Annotated in this window: 13 protein-coding genes; 5 read left to right on the top strand and 8 right to left on the bottom strand. The window is 49.6% G+C overall.

Going from position 1 to position 18,393, the window contains the following annotated elements; all coding sequences use genetic code 11:
* Positions 1-693 precede the first annotated feature (693 nt).
* Complete coding sequence (locus Pla110_RS11205; protein WP_144995852.1) at positions 694-1,986, top strand: beta-ketoacyl-[acyl-carrier-protein] synthase family protein; 1,293 nt, start codon at positions 694-696, stop codon at positions 1,984-1,986.
* Between the two features lie 63 nt (positions 1,987-2,049).
* Here the strand turns inward: Pla110_RS11205 and scpB are convergent, their stop codons facing one another.
* The 5 genes from scpB to pepT form a co-directional block, all read right to left on the bottom strand.
* Complete coding sequence (scpB, locus tag Pla110_RS11200; RefSeq protein ID WP_144995851.1) at positions 2,050-2,823, bottom strand: SMC-Scp complex subunit ScpB; 774 nt, start codon at positions 2,821-2,823, stop codon at positions 2,050-2,052.
* A gap of 85 nt (positions 2,824-2,908) precedes the next feature.
* Positions 2,909-4,552 (bottom strand): N,N-dimethylformamidase beta subunit family domain-containing protein, encoded by a 1,644-nt coding sequence (locus tag Pla110_RS11195; protein ID WP_144995850.1) that lies wholly within the window; start codon positions 4,550-4,552, stop codon positions 2,909-2,911.
* 63 nt (positions 4,553-4,615) lie between these two features.
* Positions 4,616-5,548 carry a dihydrodipicolinate synthase family protein gene (locus Pla110_RS11190; RefSeq protein ID WP_144995849.1) on the bottom strand — a complete coding sequence of 311 codons (933 nt, stop codon included), beginning with the start codon at positions 5,546-5,548 and terminating at the stop codon, positions 4,616-4,618.
* Positions 5,549-5,615: 67 nt separating this feature from the next.
* Entirely contained in the window at positions 5,616-6,485 is an 870-nt protein-coding gene (locus tag Pla110_RS11185) for a hypothetical protein (RefSeq protein WP_144995848.1), read from the bottom strand.
* 54 nt (positions 6,486-6,539) lie between these two features.
* Positions 6,540-7,769 carry a peptidase T gene (pepT, locus tag Pla110_RS11180; protein WP_144995847.1) on the bottom strand — a complete coding sequence of 410 codons (1,230 nt, stop codon included), beginning with the start codon at positions 7,767-7,769 and terminating at the stop codon, positions 6,540-6,542.
* A 128-nt stretch (positions 7,770-7,897) separates the two neighbouring features.
* Between pepT and Pla110_RS11175 the strand changes: the two genes are divergently transcribed.
* The 3 genes from Pla110_RS11175 (at position 7,898) to Pla110_RS11165 (ending at position 11,807) form a co-directional block, all read left to right on the top strand.
* Positions 7,898-8,692: an alpha/beta fold hydrolase gene (locus Pla110_RS11175; RefSeq protein WP_144995846.1), complete on the top strand. Its 795-nt coding sequence runs from the start codon at positions 7,898-7,900 to the stop codon at positions 8,690-8,692.
* Between the two features lie 57 nt (positions 8,693-8,749).
* On the top strand, positions 8,750-11,329 hold the full coding sequence (locus tag Pla110_RS11170) for an FAD-dependent oxidoreductase (RefSeq protein ID WP_144995845.1): 2,580 nt from the start codon (positions 8,750-8,752) through the stop codon (positions 11,327-11,329).
* Between the two features lie 103 nt (positions 11,330-11,432).
* On the top strand, positions 11,433-11,807 hold the full coding sequence (locus Pla110_RS11165; protein WP_144995844.1) for a rhodanese-like domain-containing protein: 375 nt from the start codon (positions 11,433-11,435) through the stop codon (positions 11,805-11,807).
* A 91-nt stretch (positions 11,808-11,898) separates the two neighbouring features.
* On the opposite strand, the gene Pla110_RS11160 is transcribed toward Pla110_RS11165, so the two are convergent.
* The gene (locus Pla110_RS11160) at positions 11,899-12,363 is read right to left on the bottom strand and encodes a hypothetical protein (RefSeq protein ID WP_144995843.1); all 465 of its coding nucleotides are present in this window, start codon (positions 12,361-12,363) and stop codon (positions 11,899-11,901) included.
* 83 nt (positions 12,364-12,446) lie between these two features.
* Positions 12,447-14,666 carry a serine/threonine protein kinase gene (locus Pla110_RS11155; protein WP_144995842.1) on the bottom strand — a complete coding sequence of 740 codons (2,220 nt, stop codon included), beginning with the start codon at positions 14,664-14,666 and terminating at the stop codon, positions 12,447-12,449.
* Positions 14,667-14,917: 251 nt separating this feature from the next.
* On the opposite strand from Pla110_RS11155, the gene Pla110_RS11150 reads away from it, so the two are divergent.
* Entirely contained in the window at positions 14,918-16,054 is a 1,137-nt protein-coding gene (locus Pla110_RS11150; protein WP_144995841.1) for an SGNH/GDSL hydrolase family protein, read from the top strand.
* A gap of 47 nt (positions 16,055-16,101) precedes the next feature.
* On the opposite strand, the gene Pla110_RS11145 is transcribed toward Pla110_RS11150, so the two are convergent.
* On the bottom strand, positions 16,102-18,225 hold the full coding sequence (locus tag Pla110_RS11145; protein ID WP_144995840.1) for a cytochrome c3 family protein: 2,124 nt from the start codon (positions 18,223-18,225) through the stop codon (positions 16,102-16,104).
* Positions 18,226-18,393 lie beyond the last annotated feature (168 nt).

Below are 18,393 nucleotides of genomic sequence, written 5' to 3'. Positions count from 1 at the left end.
GCTTAGATTTACTTCCAAAGAGATTCCTAACAAAGTCATTTTGGGGAACAGAGCCTTGTTATTCGTGTCGTTTATTAAAGATGACACACTTCCTGCGGAACGATCATGGGGAACGTCTACGTAGGAATAGTTAACCAGTAATCAGTCTGTAAACTACCTTGCCGGATTTTCTGGCCTGAAAGTTACACGAATTAATCACGCCAGCCGCTTCCTGAATGAGGCGATGGTATTGAGTGGTCGATACTGATTTACGGGAAGAGTCCTTTACTCTAAATCAATGAATTTGAACGGGATATCAGCAGACTCAATCAACAATTCGTCTGAATTCGCTGTGTATTTTGTTACCAACTGGCGATGTTGTCTCACTTGAGATCAGATTCGCCTTACAGGAATCCGGAGAATTCGTAAAATGGACTCTCCAGTCGGTTTTACTGCCTGAAACGGATTTTTTTAAAGTTGGTATGCCCCGTATCCAATTCATAGTGATTACAGATCGACGAAGTTTAGACCGGTCGCTGACAGCGATAGCTTGGCGCGAGATGGTTAAGAATGTTGCTCTTACGACTCAGGGGAACTGATCGCGAAGGGCATCAAATGAGAGTGAAGGATTCATTTTCAAACATACTGTCATTGGATGGTGCTACAGATTACCTGTTCATTTAAATCCAATGACATAAAAAACTGGAATTCATCATGGTGGCTGGGAAGCATCAAAAACGATTCGTCATCACTGGCGTAGGAGTCGTTTCGCCTATCGGAATCGGGCGGGACCAGTTCTGGAATAGCTTGCTGGTAGGTGCCTCGGGAATTGACCGACTCACTTCATTGCCGTATTCCGATCTGCCGACTAACCTCGCTGCGGAAGTCAAAAACTTCCACCCCGAAGAATTTGTTCGGCATAACAAATTCTTGAAGACGATGTCTCGCGATATTCAACTTGGCGTCGCCGCGGCCTCTTTGGCGATGAAGGATTCGGGGCTTAAAGATAACGGCATCGCTCCTGACCGGTTGGGCGTGGTCTTTGGTGCTGGCCGCATCTCCACTTCACCGGACGATCTTTCCGAAGCAGCTTCCAGCTGTGTAGACGAAGACGACGAGTTCGAAATGACTCGTTGGGGTGAAGGAGGCATGGGCAAGATGTTCCCCCTCTGGTTATTGAAACAGCTACCGAATATGGCTGCCTGTCACGTCTCCATCGAACATAATGCGCGTGGACCGAACAACACCATTACTTCACGCGAATCGTCTGCATTGCTCGCGCTGAATGAAGCCATCTATACCATTCAACGTGGCGCTGCCGATTGCATGATCGTCGGTGCGTGCAGTTCCAATGTCCATCCGGTTGACATCGCTAAACTGAGCCTGTTCGAGTTATTGGCTAAAGGGGCTGAAGATCCCAAGTCCGCATGCCGTCCTTTCGACTTCAATCGAACGGGAACTGTCGTCGGTGAAGGCTCCGCTGTGTTTGTTGTTGAAGACTACGAGCACGCTCGAAAACGGGGCGCGGAAATCTATGCTGAAGTCCTGGGCGTCGGCGCTGGTTGCGATGGCAACGAAGAAATGAACGGCGGGCCGGGTACCGGAATTGTACAAGCAGTGAAACAGTCCATTCGGAAAGCCGAAATTGAACCACGGGAAATTGGCCACATCAACGCGCACGGTAAAAGCACCCTGCAAGATGATCTTGTCGAAGCTCGGGCTTACCACCGCCTTTTTAACGACGACACCATCAAGATTCCAGTCACTGCATTGAAAAGCTACTTCGGTAACTTCGACGCGGGAAGTGGTGCGGTGGAACTGGCGGGAAGTATTCTCGCCTTACATTACGGTAAAGTGCCGCAGACGCTGAACTACTGCCATCCCGACCCGGGTTGCCGGTTGAATGTCATTCATGGCGAGCCACATACCATGAAGGCACCAGTTGCACTTAGCGTCAACCGAACTCAGATCGGCCAGAGCGTTGCTGCACTTTTACGTGCGATGTAAGTTCGAGCTCATTATGGCTCGGGCTTTATCGCTATATGACGTTGGGCGGAACCCCGATCGCTTTTACTTGAACGCCAGATGTTCCGGGCGTGGTAGATCTTCCAGATTCGCCAGGCCGAAGATCTCCAGAAATCGAGATTCTGTCCGGTAGGAGACCTCTCGTGATTCTGGATCACGATGGAGGGAGATCAACTCGCGTCGAAGCAGTTGGTTCAAGGTTCCCGACGCTTTGCGTTTGCTTAATTTGTCCACCTCACCGCGGCTGATCGGCTGTCGATAGGCAACCAGAGACAGAATCTCCAATGCATCCTGCGAGAGTTTGACTTCGCGAGGGCCGTAACCAAAGACTTTGCGGCGAACTGATTCGAACTCGGGTTTCAGCTGCATCTTATATCCCTCTTCACTCGTCTGAATCAAGTAGGGACGTTCTTCGCTTTCGTACAGATCATTCAGTTCTCGAATGCAGTTCTCGATATAATCCGAGTCAAAATCGTTGTTGAGCAGTTTGCGTAACGCTTTGAGAGTTAGTTTGGTGCCGCCTACGAACAATGCAGCTTCGAGAATTTCTTTCGGAGTCAATCGGGGGGCAACCACGCGGCTAGCAGGTTTTATCTCTTCAGCCTGAGCATCGGGTTTCACCGCTTCCTCTAGTGGTTCAGCGATCTGCTCGGCATGTATTGGGATGGAGACCGTCTCCAAATCCCAGGAGAGGTCCTCTGTCTGGTCGAGAACCTGGCCGAGCATTTCATCCAGTTGTTCGATATCGAGTGGTTCGTCGAAGTCAGACGCAGCGCTGGTCGATTCCGGTTCCTGAGGGTCTTGATGTGCTTCGTCCATGAAAAGCCACGCTTGCTGCAGTGAAGATGGGTTTGAAGAGCCTTATCTTAGTGAGAATGACTGGATGACGACAATTCCAATTTCGCTATTTCGAGTCGTTCAGAAACCGGCGGAGAACATTAGAGGTGATTCGGGAGAGGGTGGAGTCAATAATTAACGAGGCAACATAGCAGATCGACCCGACGGAAAAGACGGCTCCTTCGGATTTGGTCTCGTAATAAGCCATTTCGGCTCCACCACCATTCGGATTTGTTCCTTTGGCCAGAAGTCTCGTTCCAGAAGGAGAATGTGGACTGATTTTGTCAGTTTCGTGTCCTGATGCTCCACCGTGAATACGTTCATGTAGGCTCTCGTGGCCGAATTCATCCCCTTGCGATAAACCTGTTCCCTCGAACGCCCAGTGATCGGGGGCGACTACCCGATAGGGTGCAGCCGTCATAATTCCCGATGCAGTACAGACGACGCCCAACAGGCTTGCTTCGGACTCGTAAGAGCGGTGCATCCGGCTTTCCAAGTATTCTTCCGGGTTTGCCGGATTCGGCATACCGAGTTCGCCTCCCGTTTCGGGCTGTAACCAGGTTTTGAAACGAAGCCGCGATTCATCCTCAAACTCAACTTCGCAATTAAGTCCATTCCCGCCGAGATACATCAGCTTGCCACCTCGCTGGTGAACCCAGAGATGGACTTTCTCAAACATCTCGCGCGACCAGTATTCTGGATGAACACTGATGATCAACACCTCGTAGGCATCAAGATCGAGTTTGCCATGGTGCAACTGAGTTTCAGCATAGTAGTCATATTCAAAACCTTCGCGTTCCAACCAACCGAGGAGTCTCCATTCTGCGGGGGCGAGGCTGCTGGGAAGACGACCTTCTATCGGGTCCGTGACTTCCTCATTCTCGCGCACGCAGTTACCCGGTTCAGGACGTTCAAAACTGAGAGGGGTATATTCTTCATCCTGAAACCCCCAGGAATTAAATGACCCTGCCTTGGTGAAGCGAATCAAATCCTGTCGGACGTTGATCGAAGGTTCCGGGGGCAGCTGATTCGAATTGATGTAATTACTACGCCCACCAAAGTTGTTATAAGCCAGCCAGGTATTCGTCGAGGCCAGCACCGCAACTTTCGCTTTTGGAATAGAAGGAGAAACAACGAGCGGGAAGGAGAAGAATTCTTTCGATGATTCCGTTTTTGCATGAAAGTAATACAGGCCCGATCGCTCTGGACCTGTGACCAGTTGGGTATGGTGCGTACTACCATACCCGACCGTGTTCCAGTTCACTCCGGTCTGCGTATAGTCACCATCGGGCGTAATCTGCATGACGGCACGGGCCGCATGTTCGTCAAACCAACCAAGTAGTTTGACGAACTCCCGTTTGCACCCATACCGCCACAGACTAAGTCGGTAAGGTTCCACCGAGTGAACTTTAAACTCCGCTTGTTCACCCGATTGGATCGCTCGTGGCCATGCATAACCGAGCAGGCGATCCGAAAGCAGTCGGAACTGATAGGGGGAGGGAGCACCATTCCCCACTGTCATCCATACCCGTTTTGACCCGAATCCGGGTTTAACCAATATGACTTCGTATTCACCGGGAGATAGTTCCGCCTCGATAGAACCTCGGGGAGTGGTACGAACGATTGCTGTTGTTTGCTCCTGCTGACGGAACTCTACCAGCACGTCCGCCAGTGCCATGTAATATTCATCACTCACATAACCAATCAGCATTCCATCCCCGCAGTCTTAACAAGATTAGATTCTTCACTGAAGGTCAACCGCCACCCAGTCAAATCAAGTCAGAGCAGGGCGGGCTGCCTCGTCGGCTGCTTTCAGGTCGGTTGCTGCCTGCTGTACCTTGGGAATATCCCGTCGGTGCAATTCGCTTAACAAGGGAATGATCGGACCTGTGTCGGCGATTTCGGCTAACTCCAGGGCACGATGTAATACTCGAATGGGATTGATTGCATTGCGTAGTTCTTCCAATGGCTCAAACAGCTTACGAATCTGTTCCGCAGTGTCGTAATCTTTCGCTCTCAGCGACTGCAACATCTTCATTGAAAGGTATGGGGCAACGCAGACACAACCGGATGTAAAACTGGCCAAACCGAAGTCTCGCACATGTTCGATTGCAGGTTGTTCACCGATTCCACTGATGATCATGGCTGGATCGACGACGTCCGCGAGGTCTCGCAGGTAGGGGTCATCGTTGATCTGCTCACGAACGATTGCGTATTTAATACAGGAAATCAGTCCATCATTCACCAATTTCTCGACCGTTTCCACATCAATGTAGCCTTCTGTTTTAATGTACAGAACTACTGGCTTTTCAAATCGTTCCACGAATCGGCGAACCGCTAGCCCGACTCCCTGACGGGTGGTCACATCACGGGTCGGCAGGATCATGGCTGTCGGGAAATCGTGCTCCTTCAAGATGGTTGCCTGATCGAGCATCATTCCGTAACCAGGGCCAACTGAGGGGATCACGAGACTATCGGGTGCGGCCAGTTCTGCCAGCATGGTCAGCAGATTGTCATACTCGCTGAGTGCGACGTGATAGAGAATCGCATTGCCACCGTACAATAAGGTACTGACACCTCCCGCTTCCAAGTACTGAATGATCTTGCGATTCTCTTCCAGATCGAGAACGCCGCTATGCGTGCGGGCCAACGGGGGAACGGATATGACGGAAGACCATAAATCGTCAGTGGAGAATTCTGTTTTCACTGTGGAGCCTACTTTTTTATAAGTGATTTTCAGGATTGTAAAGAACGATCCTCTGCACCTGACTATTCTAATTTAATTGCACATTCAAATCGCGTAGCTTCGAGAGGATCTTGCTCCTCATTTTCATAAACCGGAACTGCTTCCAGGGAAAAATTGATTTCCAGGTGAGAATAAAGGCACCGATCACGGAAAAGCGATATTCCTCTCCGTCGGCGGTTTCTTTTAAGAAACCCGATTTCAGATTGTCATTATATTCTTTTTCGATACCAGCACGAATCCACTCGATACCATCTCCATTGTATTTCTCATCGAGATCATTGACGGGTGTCGCGTTCAACATTACATCCTGACAAATCGCCTGATGAAGTTGGTAAATCTTTTCGATATTCTGTACCCAGAACATGGAGTGTTGAATCTTCTTGGGGTGTGGAGGAAATACTCCAAAGTCCTTTGTATTACTCGTATCTACAAGGAATCCATTATTGAAACTGGATGAGAATTCTACAGATTGAGAAGTCAATGTAATATTTCCATTATTCATCGCATATGCATGGATCAACAACAAACCTGTACATGACTCTGTATGAAACCATAATTGTCCCAGCATCCTAGAGGCAGCAGCCATATCTCGAATAAAAACATCCGTGACGTATTCAAACTCCAAGTTTTCCAATCGTTTTTCCTGGCTCTCGAAATAGTCAAGCGAAGCATCCAGTGGTGCAGGTATTTTGTTGGGGTCGAAAGAAGTGATTTCCGGATGTTTTTTAAGCCTCGTTATCTTGAGAATTAGTAAAGGCATCCCGATATAGACGAGGCTCAAAAACACCAGAATCCCGAAACCAACGACAAGTAATACGTGTGCCCCGGAGAACCCGACTTCGTTGGGTACTTGTGCGAAATAGCTGTCCAGCAGGGAAAGACTGTTTGAGAATTTCATCAATACGCTCTCCTCAGATCATTCAAGGATGATAGATTTAGTTCACCTTATCAGTTACGCGGTTTCTTCTCCCCATCGCTTCGCCAGTTGCAAGACAACTTCGACGGCCTGTTCCATTTCTTCGAGGCTGGCCCATTCCAATGGGGAATGCGGATTGTGTTGTCCGGAAGAGAGGTTTGGGGTTGGTAATCCTTTCTCGGTGAGAACGGAACCATCCGTGCCACCACGAATAATGCTGAGTACGGGTTTTAAACCTGCAGCTTCAGTGGCGGCCACCGCTTTCTCCAAAGCGCGTGGCTCCTTTTTCAGACCCTCCCGCATGTTGCGATATTGCTCGATAATGTCGATCTCGATCTGCAACCGAGGCTCTTTTTCGATAAGGCCTTTGGCAATCTTCTGTAACTGATTCGCATATTTTTTGAGCTGTTTGGTTTCGAAGTCACGCAAAATGATCTCAACAGAGGCTTGGGCGACCGTCCCCGAGATTTCATAAGGATGCATAAATCCCTGCCTGTCGGTCGTGACTTCGGGGGCGTCAGTGCCCATAGGTAACTGGCCGATGAACTCGGACAGATAGCGAATCGCATTCACCATCTTGCCTTTACCGATGGAGGGGTGAATATTGATTCCGCTGACCCGAACCACCGCCATATCGGCAGAGAACGTCTCCGTATCGATTTTTCCTGCCCCGTCGCCATCGAGTGTATATCCACAAATACAATCGAGCGTATCCAGATCGATATGGTCTGTTCCATGTCCGATTTCTTCATCACAAGTGAAACAGACTTTGACGGGGCCGTGCGGGAACTCCTGAGAGTTTATTAATTTTGCTGCAGCCGTCATGATGATGGCGATCCCCGATTTATCATCACCGCCCAATAACGTGGTTCCATCGGTCGTGATGATAGTCTCGCCCTGTTTATCCGCCAGTTCTGGGAAATCGGCTACCTTTAAGATGCGCCCTTCCTTTAAGACGACGTCTTTCCCGTCATAATTCGTGCGAACCTGGGGTTGTACATTCTCCCCGGTAAACTCGGGCGAGGTGTCGACATGGGCGAAGAAGGCAATCGCGGGGGCGGTGCAACCGGGGGTAGCGGGAATGGTTCCGGTGACTATGCCGTACTCGTTCATGTGAACGTCAGACAGACCGACTGCTTCGCATTCCTCTTTAAGTAAGCGACAGAGTGTCAGCTGTTTCCGGGTACTGGGATACTCATCGGAGTGAGCGTCCGCTTTGGTGTCAATTTTAACGTAAACTAAAAAACGATCCAGAAGCGACGTCATGTTGTGGTTTCCCTAATGGCTTATGGCATCTGCCAGACAAATTCCCTAAACTGAAGTGACATCATATGTTTAGAGTATCTACGATTGATGCGAAAAAGAAAAGAATCTGAGCAGCAAGGAGCGAACAGATGAAAAAAATACAGCTGGATGACTGCACCATCAATGTGATTGACGAAGGAGAAGGAAAACCTATTCTCTTCGTCCATGGGTTCCCTCTGGATCACCGAATGTGGCGCGAACAACGGACTTCGTTTTCCTCCAATTACCGGGTCATCATTCCCGACTTGCGCGGCTTTGGCAAAAGTGGTGTTACCGAGGGGACGGTATCGATGGCTCAATTCGCCGACGATCTCAACAAGATTCTGACTGAACTGAAAGTTTACGAACCTGTTGTGTATTGTGGCCTGTCGATGGGGGGGTATATCGCCTGGGAATTTGCCCGCCGATATCCGGAACGGTTGTCAGGATTGATCGTTTGTGATTCTAAAGCGTTACCAGACTCGGATGATACTCGCCAGACGCGCCAGCATTCAGCCACAGAACTTCGCGAGAATGGAACGGACAATGTTGTCTTTGCCATGATGCCCAAGATGTTTGGCATGACAACGCGGGCTGAAAACAAAAAACTAGTCGAAGAATTTCGGCAAATGATGTTGGACGCCAACCCGGAAGGAATGGCAGCCGGCCAACTCGGTATGGCGGACCGAGCCGATGCGACGACTTTCTTATCCGACATCAACGTGCCGACTTTGCTGATTGGCGGAGAAGAGGACATCATTTCTCCTGTTCTCGAAATGCAGGAAATCTCCAATAAAATGCCGCACGCGCAGTTTGTTGAAATCCCGAAAGCAGGTCATCTGGCCCCTCTCGAAAAACCGGTCGAAGTAAACGACGCAATTCGAAAGTTCATTGATCAGCTTTAACGACGCCACTCATATATCATCTAACCCTGAATCCGACGATGGAAAGTGCTTCCTGACATGGCGACCCGATTCTTTCTTTCCAATGGACCACGCCGGTTACTGACCCTGTCAGTGATCATTCCTTTGTTAGTTGCACATACGATCCAAGCGGCAGAAGAGTTGCCTGTGCAGAAAACGGATCTGCTCATCGTGGGAGGAACAGAATCGGGTTGTGCCGCCGCGGTTCAAGCTGCTCGCATGGGAGTAAAGTCGATCACAATCGTCAATGATATTGAATGGTTGGGGGGACAGTTCACCGCGGAAAGTCTCGTTGCGATTGATGAAAATCGTCCCCCCAGTGGATATGGGAATGGCGTTCCGTTTCCGCGAGCCGGAATTTTCAAAGAATTAATGGATCGCATTGAAGCGATTAACACAGAGAAATTCGGACACCCTCGGCCTGGGAACACGCATGTTATTACGACCGCTCTCCCGTCCGATGCAGAACGCGCTTTTCGAGAGTTATTGGAACCTGGTGTAAAAAGTGGCCAGATTCGTATTATCTCACATCAGTACCCAGTGAAAGTGCATGTTGAAGACAATGAGAACACTCTCCGTCTGACGGGCGTTGATTTTGCCTCTTCGGAATCGAAAACCCCAACACTGAGGATTGATGCCGATGTCGTTGTTGATGCGACGGACTGGGGCGACGTGATCCGTCTCTCGGGAGCGGGTTATGAGTATGGTCCCGATCTCAAACAGAAATACGGTGAACCACTCGCACCCGAAAACCGCGAAGATTATCCGCTGACGGACATGAACCCGATCACGTACAACATGCTGATCGAAGAGACCGACGAGTATCAACCGATTCCGAAACCAGCGTCGTACGATATTCGCAATTACACAAAGAACAACTACCCCAGAGATCCGGCCTACATTTACGGTGCCCGACGTATTGTAGACCATTATGGATTCCCAGATATTGAACATCCGGATGTCATTCTACTTTGCTTTGCCCCCTGCGACTACCCACTTGACATTCTTCCCAAAGCAGTGGTAGACGCTCTTGAAGCGACGGAACAGGGAGCATCTCAGAAGAATATTGTGGAGATGAATCGCGAGCAACGGCAGATTGTATTTGAAGATGCCAAACAGCATTCGCTTGGCTATCTCTACTATCTGCAAACCGCCGTGCATGATGAGATGCCAGACAAGACTCATAGCTTCCGCAGGTTCAAACTGTCGGACGATTTTGGGACCAAAGACCAGTTGCCTCCTAAACCTTATATTCGCGAGTCTATTCGGCTGCATACGATGCATATGCTGAAACAGCAGGAAACGACAGGGTATGGAAATGACTCATTGAACTTTGCCGACTGCATGTTTCACGATGGTGTTGCCTGTTTTCAATTTGAGTACGACTTCCATCCGACGAAGCGAGTCTTTCTGGATAAGGGGAATCCAGCAGGTCCATGGCAGAATGCTTTTCGCAAAGGACGGACGTGGGGACCGCCGTATAGCGGTCTCAGCTTGTTCCCGGCCCGCAGTCTCATTCCTGAAAATATGCGAGGGTTACTGGGAGCCCAGAAAAACCTGGGTTACACCAGCATTGTCAGTTCGGCCGTTCGATTGCACGACCAATGCATGGCAATCGGGCAGGGTGTAGGGGCACTCGCCGCAGTTGCTATTCAGAACAACAGAGAACTGCACGCTATTCCTTACCAGTCCGACATGATGGAGCAAATTTGGGTCAGTCTCTGTACAAATAATGAAGGCTACGAACCCGCCATGCTCTGGCCCTGGCGCGACCTCGAACCAGAGCATCCTGCCTTCGTCGCCGTCAATCAACTCTCCATTCGAAAGTTACTACCACTCGATCCCGTGGAAGTCGCCTTTCAGGCGGATCAACCTGCGGAGGAGAGTTGGAAGCAGGAATTATTAAAGATCAGTCAGGATCATTTTGATGCGACCGAATTATCTCTTCCCGAAGGAAAATTCACTCGGGGGGAACTGGCGACCTATTGGTGGGACGTCGTTCGGCTCCTTGATTTTGGATTTCCCCACCAGCAACCGGGAGATCAGGATGGTGACGAGATTGCCGATGCACAGGATCCACTCCCTTTCACAACGGGCATTAGCAGTTGGCCGGAGTGGAGACCCGATCCCTCCGAAGACGGGCTTCCCGATAATCTAGCATCGTTAGAGACCCTGGTGCATCAATTCAATTTCGGTGGCCCGAACACAGCACCTGTCGCCAACTTTACTCTCGACCAGGGAGAAACTTATTCCGACGCACGTGGTTATGGTTGGGATCAATCACTTCGTGATCAACACCGTATCCGCGGCCTGAGTTTGGAATCATTGAAAGAAACATTCATATTCACACGAAGTCATGCAACCTGGGAGTATGCTTTGCCGACAGGTAAATATCAAATTACTTTCTCGGTGGGAGACTCCAGTCACGAACAAGAAGGTCAGAATGTCACTGTTGAAGGGAAATCTGCTCTCGAACAGATTTCGACGCGCCGCGGTCGATTCAAAGAAGTGAGTCTCCCTGTGGAAGTCACCGACGGTCTTCTTACGGTAGAACTGGGTGCCCCGAAGAGCACGACGAACACTTGCCTGAATTGGCTGCGAATTGAACAAGTGAAGTAAGCGATTTATCATGTGGAGACAGTTTGCACGGTCTTTTGAATTCACATCAGTAATCTATCGGAGTTTGTATTAACTTCCGTTTTTTAAATTAAGGATGATCCTCATGGCGAAACAACATGCTCCTCAGTTCCTCGCAATTGTCGAGACCGCCCGTAAAGAAGTCACAGAATGCACGGTTGAAGATGTGAAGCAGCGTATGGACGCGGGGGAGAGATTTCACCTGGTTGACGTCCGGGAAGAAAGCGAATTCGCTGCCGCGCATATTCCTACAGCAGAGCATATCGGAAAAGGCGTGATTGAACGGGACATCGAAAAGAAAATCCCGGAAACCGACAGCCCTATCGTACTCTATTGTGGAGGAGGCTTTCGATCCGCTTTAGCGGCTCAGAATATACAGAAGATGGGCTACACCAATGTCATCTCGATGGATGGCGGTTTCGGGGGTTGGAAAGAAGCCAACTACCCCATTGAATCTTAAGCAGCAAATGCGTTGCAAGCTCCGGGATATCGACGAACATTAGATCCGCACGATATTCAACCTATTAAATATCGTGCGGACACTGTTCGTCTTAATCCTTGTCGCAGACTTTTTCGAAGAACTCCAACAGTTTTTCCTGCGTGATGCCCCATAAATCGCACATGGGAAGCGGGCCTCCCAGACCGATTTTGTTGAGTCCCATCACGGGCACGTCCAAGGCAACTGCCAGTTGAGTTGGCCAGTCTGCGGGCCACCTTTCCAGGATCGCTTGAAGCTCTTCAAACTTGGCTTCATTGCGCTGAAGACTAAGAGACTGGTAAGCCTGCAGTTTAGACTCCGGGCTGATCCAGCCTTCATTCAACTCTAAATCGAGCATATAGTTGATGATTGGATTGAGTCTGTCATCGAGGAGGGAAGTCACCAGTTGCAACTGGTCATCTACCAGTTGCGACACTTCCGGGGTGCCCCCGCTGTGATTCCAGTACCGTTCCATGACTTCGGACGGCACTCGTACTAACTGTCGGTCTCGATCTACTACGTGATATACAATTTTCATACTATTGTCTCCTGTTCCGACTGTGACGTAATTAGTCCATTCACAGAAACGAACCGGATGGTTGTCTCACCCTCAATTATAGATCATGTCTTGTTCAGGGGGTCGTGTTCTGTCGCCAGATTTTGATAATTTATGACAGTTGGTGCTGTTTCATGTGCAGGCGAGGGTTCTGCCTGATAATCTTCTTCGTCAAGTTGTTCAAAAACAACATTCTCCGACCACCATTTTTCCGCCTGATTGTAACCCCAAGCGTCCACGGCAGGGGAGCGACGTAACACCTGCACTAATTCCTTGACTGTCTCAGGACGTTTCTCTGGATTCTTGTCGAGACATGCTAGTACCACGTCATCCATCTCTTTGCTGATCTTGTTCAAGCTCACTTCAGACGGAGGGTCTGGCAAAGTATGTAGTTGGTGCATAATGATTTCAGTGATTGTCTTCCCGGTAAAAGGGGGACGACCCGTGAGCAGATAGTAAATCACGGCTCCCAGTGAGTAGACATCGACTCGTTGATCCAGATGGTCACTGCCCTCAATTTCTTCCGGTGCCATGTAAAGGGGCGTTCCCAGAATGGATTGTTCCTGAGTCAGGTTCTCCTGATTCTTGGACTTCAGATTTTTAACGAGACCGAAATCGAAAACCTTAACCATATCTGGTTGCCCACCTCGATGCGCAATCATGATGTTGGCAGGTTTGACGTCACGATGAATCAGTCCGATGCTATGAGCTTCAGAGAGTGAGCCACAGACTTGACTCATCAGATAAATGACACGCCCTTCGGGCAGGGCGCCGTACCTCTTGACGAGATCTTCAAGAGTAATCCCTTCAATGTACTCCATTGCATAATAGAAAATACCGTTGGGAGTACGACCATAATCATAGATGCCGATGGTATTGGGGTGATTCAGTCGGCAGGTCAACTGAACTTCCTGTTCAAAGCGGGCGATGGCTTCCATACCTGCTTTCTGTGGATCAAGTGTCTTTATCGCCGTCGGACGACGCATCATGGAATGGTGGGCTTTATAAACGGCCCCCATTCCTCCCTGTCCGATTTTTTGTAGCACCTGATACTGGCCCATTTCCTGAAACTCGGCGACGACTTTCTCCATCGAGAGTTGAAGTCGACGGACGAAATGAGACGCAACGACGATAACGAGAGTTGTTAACAGGATCAGTCCTAATAAACCTCGGAAGATCCAGCGAAGCAGAATCAGACTTCCGTAGGCTTCAGACTGATCTCGCTCTGTCGTTAAACCGAAATTGTATTCCTCCAGCCACGTCCAGGCTCCCACGACGCGTACACCACGATAGTCACGATATCCTTCAACATTCACCCCAGTATCACCTGCTATCGCCGCTTTCGCTGATACCGTCAGCGGTTGATCTGCTCGTTTAAGTTTGGGACGCTCGCCCTTCGCTACATTCACTTGGGGATTGCGTAATTCCAACGATAGCATAGAGGAGACATTCTCCTGTTCCGCAAGCAAACCTAATTCGACTAACTGGACTTCGAACCGGCTATGTGAAAGCATGAGCCCTTGATCGTTGAAGGCATAAGTCTCGCCCGATTTTCCTGTCTGTGCCAGGTCCAGAAATCGACAGAACACCTCGTGAGGATCAAGTCGCATGCAAAGAACGGCGATGACTTCGTTCTGTTCATTCTTCAATGGTGCTCCTGCAAACATGACTTCCTGTTGGCGCCGAACACCGATGTCGTCGCTTTCGATATCAGGCAGAGGAAGCCCACTACGGAAAGGGTGTGTGATAACCGCATTTCCCTGCAGGACGCTTGCGAAGTCCACTTCTTTCGTGGCGGGCGGTACCAGACCGATAAGGTAGGCATCGTCACTCGCCACCACCCGTCCATTCGGTGCGATGACAATGTAAGAGATGAATTTGAACACGTCATCGTACGGAATCAGAATCGAATTGATTCGTTGTTGTTCTTCCGACTCACGCAGCACGAAAGGATCGTCGGTCGCTGCTAACTGACCGAGTAAGTTCTGCACCGGCTCCCGAAGTCGTAGATCTGCCGCAACGGCTTGAATTTCTTGTTTCTGATCGTCGAACCAGCGTAACTGGCCTTCCTTAACCGTATTCAGAATGACATTCAGTTGATCTTTCAGTTCCCGTTTTAATTCCTGCTCAACCATGTACTGAGTAAAAAAGGCCATCAGGAACAAAAGAATAATCGCAACCAGCGGTCCAATCCAGATACGACTTTTTACCAATCCCAACGCCTGTGAAGAAGAGCGTTGAAAAATCGAAAGCCGAAGACTCGATGTGTCGGAGGTCTGGTGCACGAAACTACCTTGGTTAATACCGCAAACAACTGGGCCCAAGTATTCAGATGAGCATTTTGCTGGAAAGAGAATTGAAGAGGATAGAGTCGAGTATAGCCGTAAACAGCTTCAGAATACAGTTTTGCCAGTCACTCAGGCTCTGTTTGTTGATTGTCGCAGGGGGTTTTTATCTGTTACCCTGATTCATAGAACTATTTTCGGAAATTTACACCACTAAACCAGACAGAATATTCCAGCCAGAAAGTCCATTCATGTTTCACCCCCGTCAACTGACCAGCCTGGTAGCACTGCTCACGCTCCTCTCACTGCCGGTGACTTCTCTTTACGCAGACGAAGTTGTCTCCTCAGAAAACGCCATTGTCGACGAAAAAGCTAATGTCGCCTGGTACAACGCAGAACAGCTTACATTCGAAGGAAAAGCCTTCGAAGACACTGCTCAATTCTACGATCGTCTCCCTGCGCGAGCTGAAGGTGTTGTTCCTCCCTCCGTCTGGGGCCTGAGTCGACAGTCAGCGGGGATTACCGTTCGTTTTAAAACAGACGCTCCCGTCATCTGGGCTGACTGGAAACTTAAAAGTAAAATTCTTGCATTAGCTCATATGCCCGCACTGGGTGTCAGCGGACTCGACTTATATGTACGCATGGAAGATGGCTACCGCTGGTTAAACGCAGGACAACCAACGGCCGTCGAAAACAAGAGGGTACTCATCAACGGTATCACACCGGAAATGCGTGAATACATGATCTACCTCCCTCTTTACAATGGTATCGAATCATTAAGTATCGGCATTCCGACCGGCAGCCAATTGGTGAAAGTTGATGCTCGCACGGAGAAGCCAATCCTGTTCTGGGGGACCTCGATCACTCACGGAGCTTCTGCTTCACGTCCAGGCATGTGCCATCCGGCAATCATTGGTCGTCGGTTTGATCGCCCCGTCATCAATCTTGGTTTTTCCGGCAATGGTCGCATGGATCCCGAGGTTACTGCTCTCATCGTGGAACTTGATCCTGCAGTCTACATCATCGACTGCCTGCCAAATATTCAAGCGAAGGATGTAACCGCTCGCACCGCTCCTCTGGTTCGTACCTTACGTGCAGCTCATCCTGATACACCGATCCTGCTGGTGGAAGACCGGAACTATACCAACTCCTTCCTCGTTGAATCCAAACGTACTCGCAACGAATCGAGTCAAGCCGCTCTCCAGGCTGAGTACGATAAACTGATCGCCGAGGGAGTGAAGAATTTGTATTACCTGGAAGGCGACAATCTACTCGGTTCCGATGGAGACGGCACAGTCGATAGCTCACACCCTAACGATCTTGGGTTCTTTCGCCAGGCGAACGAATTCGAACGAGTCCTCAAACCGATTCTGAATGAAACCAAATAGGGATACTTGTGTAAGATTGTATAAATACAAGTCGTGTGGAATAGTTCTTATTCCGCACGACTTTTTTTTGTCCCATCAAAGAGGATTAAACTGCGATGGTCAACGTGGTAGTTGTGGCACTCGCGACAACCCTCTTTGGCTCCTTGCGGGTTATGACACACGGTGCAACTCTGAATCGAGAGTTTAGAGAATTCGCTACCGATGGCGGCGGGTTGTTCTGTTTCCAATGCATGACAATGTCGGCAATCCCGCATTTCAGGGATCGTCAGGTGAGGGCGGTGCGAAAATTTAGTGAAGGTTTTGAGCCTGAATTGCTTTGAATTCGAGAGCCAATTAAATTGTTCGTCGCCTGAACGACCTCTTTCGAGATCATGACAGCTGAGACAATTGCGAAAAGGTGCCGACTCTTTCATCTGATTTCGCAACGATGTCATCGCGCGTGAAGAATCATCACTGCTCGTAATGAAAGCGAGCTCCAGCCAACTCGTCATAAATGGGTCAGCATGACCAACAGGTCGATACCCAATCGTCAGTTTTAAATCATCGCGGTACCATCCCCGCTGTGGAATCTCTTTCCAATCCAACGAGGTTGTCTCACCTCCATTTGTATGGTCGATGGGAATTAAGAGCGACGGTGTTGGTTCCTCGGTTTTTACAGGCGGCACAGACTTTGGATCCGTGGCTTCTAAAGTGGCGGATGGAACGGGATTTTCTTGTTCACTCTCAGTTACTGTCGGAGGTTTATTTTCTTCTTTTTTAACGGAGGGTGCCGCCGCACCATCATTCGTGGTCGCAGCGCCTGTCCATTCCCCTGGAGGAAGCGAGTCGAGCAGTAGTTTATCTCCGGGAAGGATGATCATCTCCTCTGCGATATAGAGTCGAGGTTCCCTTTGCTCCGCTGCTGCGACTAATCGAATTCCTTCCGCCGATTCGATGTAGGCCGACTCACCTTCTGGTGCCACCTCAAACCAGCGATCGTAACTGATTCTAAAAAGATCTAGCGGTAGCAGTGAACTGAGTTCACGCTGTTCTTTTTCACTAAGGGACCGATTCAACAGATGCTCGATACGTTTTAAATAGGCGTTTTGACCTTTTGATGCCAAATCAAACCAGAGTTGTCGTATCTGCGGTATCAATTCGGCAACTAAATCGAGGTCCTGAGAATGATCAGGATCAACAAGGCTGAAGTCGATTCCCGCTGTAAACGGCTCTGGATGCGAAGACGCCCCTGGCTGATTCAGTAGGAACTCCATTAACAGCGGCAACTGACCATCAAAGTCACCCACTGCTTCGGTTGGCCATCTGAAGGTGCTATCCAATCGTTGTCCCAGAGCCACTCGATCAATCATGGGCAATGCCAACAAAGGAATCCCTTCGGCGATGGCCTGTTTCAATTGGTCCTGATGGCAATCAGCACAGGATTGCTCAAAACTTACGACGGAAACGATCTCATGCGTGTTAGCATCATAGTGGCAACTACTGCAATCGAATGCTTGTTTGCGGTCCGTAAAATGTTTACCCGCATGAGTGACGTGGTTGAATATCAAAGAAGGTGTTCGTTGCAATGGCCACTGATCAAACTCGGGATGGCCAGAAGAAAAACTTTCAAACTGTTGTGCATGGCAGGACAAACACTGTTTATCAGTCATCGCCGTCAAATCATGATCGGCTCCCTGATGCTCTTGATGGCAATACGCGCATTCCGGTTTTACTGTGGTCGCAGGGAGAAAGCTGGCCAACTGGACGATGTTTTTATCTGCAGACTGATGTTGAAGTCGGGCATGGATCTGATCCGTTAGTTCCCTGGTTACTTTCCCCGGTAACGAATGAGGCTCACTCGCCCATTGGGCAGAAAAATTGTTCCCGTGACAGGCCATACAGCTTTTCGACAGGGGATGGTCCGCCCCGCGATCTGTCACCCAGAATGCCGTCAACCATTCTCCCGATTGGAAACCGAATTCCTGATGGCAGGCAGTGCATTTTTCGGATTCAGATTGAGATTGAAACAGTTGCGCATGGGGACTGGCTAAGGCCCCCGGAGCAATCGTTGTTCGCCAGTTAGTCAAACCGAATACCACCAGAAGAACACCAATCGTAAATACGAAACTGAGTCCCGCCGCAATCCCCCGTTGCGAACGTAGGCTTCGCCGGGGAACACAAGGAGGATGCACCGGGCAGCAGTCTCCGTCCGGAGAAGGGCCTTTTTCACACGGACCACCTTGTAAAGTAGATCGATTGCAGGACCAACGGTTCTCTCGTTTGACAGGCTGGCATGCGGAAGTCGTTTCGCAACGGCCGGATTTAGTTGGGCCTTGCACACAAGAACCTTCGCATTGACG

This window comes from Polystyrenella longa (assembly GCF_007750395.1).
GTDB classification, from domain to species: domain Bacteria; phylum Planctomycetota; class Planctomycetia; order Planctomycetales; family Planctomycetaceae; genus Polystyrenella; species Polystyrenella longa.
The sequence above is the reverse complement of the archived record's forward strand: the minus strand, read 5'-3'. Positions and strand labels throughout refer to the sequence as shown.